This window comes from Cellulomonas sp. P4_B5_2, assembly GCF_056402235.1.
In genome coordinates, this window is the sequence record NZ_JBFUHU010000267.1 from 1 (window position 1) to 5,315 (window position 5,315).

Annotated in this window: 3 protein-coding genes; 2 read left to right on the forward strand and 1 reads right to left on the reverse strand. The window is 71.2% G+C overall.

The window, feature by feature from the left end; translation table 11 throughout:
* The coding region (locus tag AC1DUQ_RS17065) for a HEAT repeat domain-containing protein (RefSeq protein ID WP_477074194.1) at window positions 1-1,560 on the reverse strand (1,560 nt) is incomplete at its 3' end.
* A 170-nt stretch (window positions 1,561-1,730) separates the two neighbouring features.
* On the opposite strand from AC1DUQ_RS17065, the gene AC1DUQ_RS17070 reads away from it, so the two are divergent.
* Window positions 1,731-4,229, forward strand: a complete 2,499-nt coding sequence (locus AC1DUQ_RS17070) for a sodium-translocating pyrophosphatase (protein ID WP_477061878.1) — start codon at window positions 1,731-1,733, stop codon at window positions 4,227-4,229.
* Entirely contained in the window at window positions 4,226-5,275 is a 1,050-nt protein-coding gene (locus tag AC1DUQ_RS17075; protein ID WP_477061877.1) for a glycosyltransferase family 1 protein, read from the forward strand. The genes AC1DUQ_RS17070 and AC1DUQ_RS17075 overlap by 4 nt, the downstream gene beginning before the upstream one ends.
* Window positions 5,276-5,315 lie beyond the last annotated feature (40 nt).

Sequence of the window (5,315 nt, forward strand, 5' to 3'; positions counted from 1 at the left end):
CCCCTTGACCCGGTGGAGCCGGCCGACGCTGACGACCAGCGGCAGGCCGCGGCGCTGCTCCGGCAGTGCGTCGACGAGCGCACGGAGCTCCGCCAGCGCGCCGATCGCCGGTGCCCCGGACGCGTGACCAGTGGCCTCGGCCCGGGCATCGTCGACGACCTGCAGGTCCACCCCCTCCGGGACCACGGTGTGCCGCTCCGGGTGCGCCGACAGGTCGATCCCCACCAGCTCGCGCATGTCGCGCTCCAGCGCGGGCCGCGGGAACAGCACGGTGTGCGCCGCGTTGGCCGCGAGGCGCTGCACCAGGCGCACCCGGAACCAGAAGTGCTCCGCCTCGTCGACCGCACCGAAGTTCTCGCGGGTGAGGCGGCCGGCCAGGTCGAGCGAGCGGATCACCGCGTGCGGGTCCGGGGCCACCGTGAACACCACCGGGATGTCGAGCTCGCGCGCGACGTCGGCCGCGGCCAGGCTTCCGACGTCGGCCATCCGCAGGTGGATCAGGTCCACCCCGCCCGCGGACCGCAGCAGGCGGCGGATGCCCCGGCGCGCGGAGACGCGCAGCGACCAGGGGGTCGCCGTGGGCGACGCGTCGTGCTGGAGCGGCACGCGCCCGTAGCGGTGCCCGTCGTCCTGCAGGCTGCGCAGGTCCGCCGCAGCCTGGTCCACCGAACCCCGGGACATGGTCAGCACGCGGGTCACGGGCGAGGGCGCGTCGGCCCCGGGCGCCACGAGCGCATCGCCGAGCCTCACCAGGAGCGTCACGATCCCGCCGTTGTCGCCGGCACCGGCAGCGCTGAGCCGCGCGTCGATGTCGGCGTGCAGGAACAGCTGCGCGACCGTGAGCCCGTCGCGCACCGGCCGCCGGACCACGGAGGACCCCGCGGCGATGTCGACGAGGGCGAGGCCGGCGACGCCCGCGAGGGAGTCCCCGCCCGACGCCAACCGGTCGAGCAGCCCCACGACGTCGCGGTCCCCGGGGCGCCGACCCAGCGCGGCCACCGCGGCCGCCCGCACCTGCTCGGCCTCCCGAGCGTCTCCCCCGAGCGCGAGCAGGGGGCGGACCGCGATGACGTGCTGCACGAGGCCGAGGGTCTCCACGACGCGAGCCCGCTCGGCAGGCTCGACCACGCCCAGCAGGGCGGACTCGAGCCCGACGGCAACCGCCTCGGGCGCGCCGGCGGACCACTGCTCGAGGGTGCGCTGCGCGAGCATGCCGCCGAACCCGCCGGACGCGGTCATCCCGATGAGGCGCGCGATCGCGTCGGCGCGCGGCAGGCCCGAGCCGAGCACCCAGGCGGCGTGCTCCCGCAGGAACAGGTGCTCGCTCGAGAGCAGCCGGACGAGCGCGCGGGAGGCCTCGTCATCGGCGATCGTGCCCAGGGCGTGCACCGCGGCGACGGCCACCAGCTGGTCCGGGTCGTCGAGCGCGGCGGACAGCACGCGGACGGTGCGCACGCCGGGGTCCCGGCTGCTCTCGAACGCGAGCTCGTCGGCGAGCCGCATCGCGTCGACGATCCGGTCGGCGGAACGAAGCGCGTCGATCGAGGTCTGGATGCCCACGGTGATCCTCCACTCCCTGGCGCCGGGAGGCGTCCCGACTCCTTCTCGCGGCCGGGGCAGGACGGATGCACCCACCGACCGAGACTTAGGTCACATTCGTCGGCGAAACGCGGCCCTAGCCTGCAAGAAAAGGCCGCTGCTCGTCACGAAACGGGGATCCCGTGCTCACCATGACCGCCCTCTGGACGTCCTTCTCGTCAACGGCGGAACCGCCGGGTGCGGGCGGTGAGGCGAGCCTCGTGCTCCCCGACCTGAGTGCGGTCACCGTGATGGGCGGCGTCTCGGGTCGCCTGCTGCTGGGCCTCGGCCTGGTCGTGTGCGTGCTCGGTCTCGGCTTCGGCATGCTGGCGTTCGTCCAGCTGCGCCGGCTGCCCGTGCACGCGTCGATGCTCGAGATCTCCGAGCTCATCTACTCGACGTGCAAGGCGTACCTGGTCAAGCAGGGCAAGTTCCTGCTCATGCTCTGGGTGTTCATCGCCGCGGTGATCGTCGTGTACTACCGATTCCTCATCGACTTCCCGTGGGGCAAGGTCTCGATCGTCATCGGCTTCAGCCTGCTCGGGATGGCCGGCTCGTACGCCGTCGCCTGGTTCGGCATCCGTGTGAACACGTTCGCCAACTCACGCACCGCGTTCGCCGCCCTGCGCGGCACGCCGCTGCAGGTGCACCGGATCCCGCTGAAGTCGGGCATGTCGATCGGCATGGTCCTCATCAGCCTCGAGCTGCTCATGATGCTGGTGATCCTGCTGTTCCTCCCCCGCGAGATCGCCGGCGCCTGCTTCATCGGGTTCGCGATCGGCGAGTCGCTCGGTGCGGCGGCCCTGCGCATCGCCGGTGGCATCTTCACCAAGATCGCGGACATCGGCGCGGACCTCATGAAGATCGCGTTCAAGATCAAGGAGGACGACGCCCGCAACCCGGGTGTCATCGCCGACTGCACGGGCGACAACGCGGGCGACTCCGTCGGGCCGAGCGCCGACGGGTTCGAGACCTACGGCGTCACCGGCGTCGCCCTGATCACGTTCGTGCTGCTGGGCGTCCACGACCCCGCGGTCCAGGCGACGCTCCTGGTGTGGATGTTCGTCGTGCGCGCCGTGATGATCATCGCGTCGGCGCTCTCCTACCTGGTCAACGACGCCTGGGTGCGTCACCAGTACCGGGACGCGAAGCGGATGAACTTCGAGACCCCGCTCTCCTCCCTCGTCTGGGTGACGTCCGGCATCTGCGTCGCCGCCACCTACCTGACCACCTACCTGGTGCTCGGGCAGGGCAAGACCGCGACGCTGTGGTGGGTCTTCGCGACCATCGTCGCCGTCGGCACTCTCGCCGGCGCCGTGATCCCGGAGCTGGTCAAGGCGTTCACGTCGACCGGCAGCCGCCACGTCCGCGAGATCGTCATGAGCTCGCGCGAGGGCGGCCCGTCGCTGAACATCCTGTCCGGCCTCGTCGCCGGCAACTTCTCCGCCTACTGGCTCGGCACCACGATCGTCGGCCTGATGGGCGGCGCCTTCCTGCTCTCGCAGCTGGGCCTGGACACGCTGATGCTGGCGCCCGCCGTGTTCGCCTTCGGGCTGCTCGCCTTCGGGTTCCTGGGGATGGGGCCGGTCACCATCGCGGTCGACTCCTACGGCCCCGTCACGGACAACGCCCAGAGCGTCTACGAGCTGTCGATGATCGAGGAGATCGACGACATCGAGGCCGAGCTGGTCCGGGACCACGAGTTCGAGCCGCAGTGGGAGACCGCCAAGACCATGCTCGAGGAGAACGACGGCGCCGGGAACACGTTCAAGGCGACCGCGAAGCCGGTGCTCATCGGGACGGCCGTGGTCGGCGCCACGACGATGATCTTCTCGATCATCATGGGCCTCACCGAGGGTCTGACCACGGGCCTGGAGAACCTCTCGCTGCTGCACCCGCCGTTCCTGCTCGGCCTGGTCATGGGTGGTGCCGTGATCTTCTGGTTCACGGGCGCGTCCATCCAGGCGGTGACCACCGGTGCCTACCGGGCCGTCGAGTTCATCCGGACCACGATCCGCCTCGACGGCGCGACGAGGGCGAGCGAGGCCGACTCCCGTCGCGTCGTGGAGATCTGCACGCAGTACGCGCAGCAGGGGATGCTCACGATGTTCCTCGGCGTGTTCTTCTCGACCCTGGCCTTCGCGTTCGTCGAGCCGTACTTCTTCATCGGCTACCTGATCTCGATCGCCGTGTTCGGCCTGTACCAGGCGTTCTTCATGGCCAACGCCGGCGGCGCGTGGGACAACGCGAAGAAGATCGTCGAGATCGACCTGCACGCCAAGGGCACCGCGCTGCACGAGGCCACGATCATCGGTGACACGGTCGGCGACCCGTACAAGGACACGTCGTCGGTGGCGCTCAACCCGGTCATCAAGTTCACGACGCTGTTCGGGCTGCTGGCCGTCGAGCTCTCGGTCAGCCTCACGGCGGACGGCCTGCACACCCTGGTGCTCGGGCTGGCGGCGGTGTTCTTCCTCGCCTCGGCCTTCTTCGTGTACCGCTCGTTCTACGGCATGCGGATCCGGTCGACACTCTCCGACGAGGCCCCGCCCGTCGGCCACGGGGACGGCGGAGACGCGACGTCCGCTGCCGCACCGGAGACCTCCGGCACCGATCGTGCCCTGGTYGACGCGAAGGCGGGCGACCGATGAGGATCGCGGTCCGCAACCCCGACGTCCTCGTCGACACCGACGGGCACGTCGCCGGGCACGACGCCGGCGCCACCCTGGTGCGCCGCCTGCTGCGCATCTTCCCCGGGTCGATCCTGGTCGGACCCGGCCCGCGGCGCGGTGCCGACTTCGACCTGCTGCCGCTCGAGTTCGTCAACCCGGACGACACGATCGTCATCAACATGGCCCCGGCCGACTCGGTCGCGGTGTGGCGCACCCTCGCCGCCTCGGGCGGCGAGCCGCACGTCATGAACTTCGTGTGGTTGGGCACGTCCCGGTTCCACCACCCCGTCGAACGCGCGGCGGTCGCCCTCTCGTGCGCCCTGTTCCCGACGTTCGCCAACTCGGAGCGCACGGCGGGCGAGGTCCGCGAGATGGTCGAGCGGTGGACGATCCCGTCGCTGGCGGAGAAGTCCGAGGTCGCCTGGGTGAACCTCGGCATCCGGCTCGACCACGTGCTCCCCCGGCGCGACCCGGACGTGCCCGTCGTCCTCTACCCCGCGATCTACCTGTCGGACCGCAAGCAGCCGCAGCTGTTCCTGGACATCGTCGAGCGCGTGGCCAAGCGCACGCCCTTGCGCGTGGAGGCGCGGCTGCACGAGTCGCACCTGGCCACGGAGCAGGCGATGCGGCTCTCGCTGCACGACTGGGCGTGGGTCGGCCCGCTGACCGCCACGCGCGAGGGGTACTGGTCGGCGCTGGCCCGCACGACGGCGTTCCTCGCCACGGCGACCGACGAGTCGTACGGGCTCGAGTACATCGAGGCGCTGGTCGCCGGCGCGGTCGGTGTGCTGCCCGACCGTCCCTGGGCGCGGGCGATCCTGCCGGCCGACTACCCGTTCCTGTACCGCACGCCCGCCGAGGCCGAGCAGATGCTGCTGCGGGCGGTCACGGACACCGACGCGTGCCGCAAGGAGGCCGACGCCTCGGCCGGAGGCAGCTTTGCGGAGTGGCTGCGCGCCCGGCACGACGACGACCGGTTCGATGCCGCGATCGTCGAGCAGGTGGGTCGCTGGTTCGGTCAGTGATGTGAGGTGACGTCGACGGGGTGGCCGGGTTCGCCCGGCC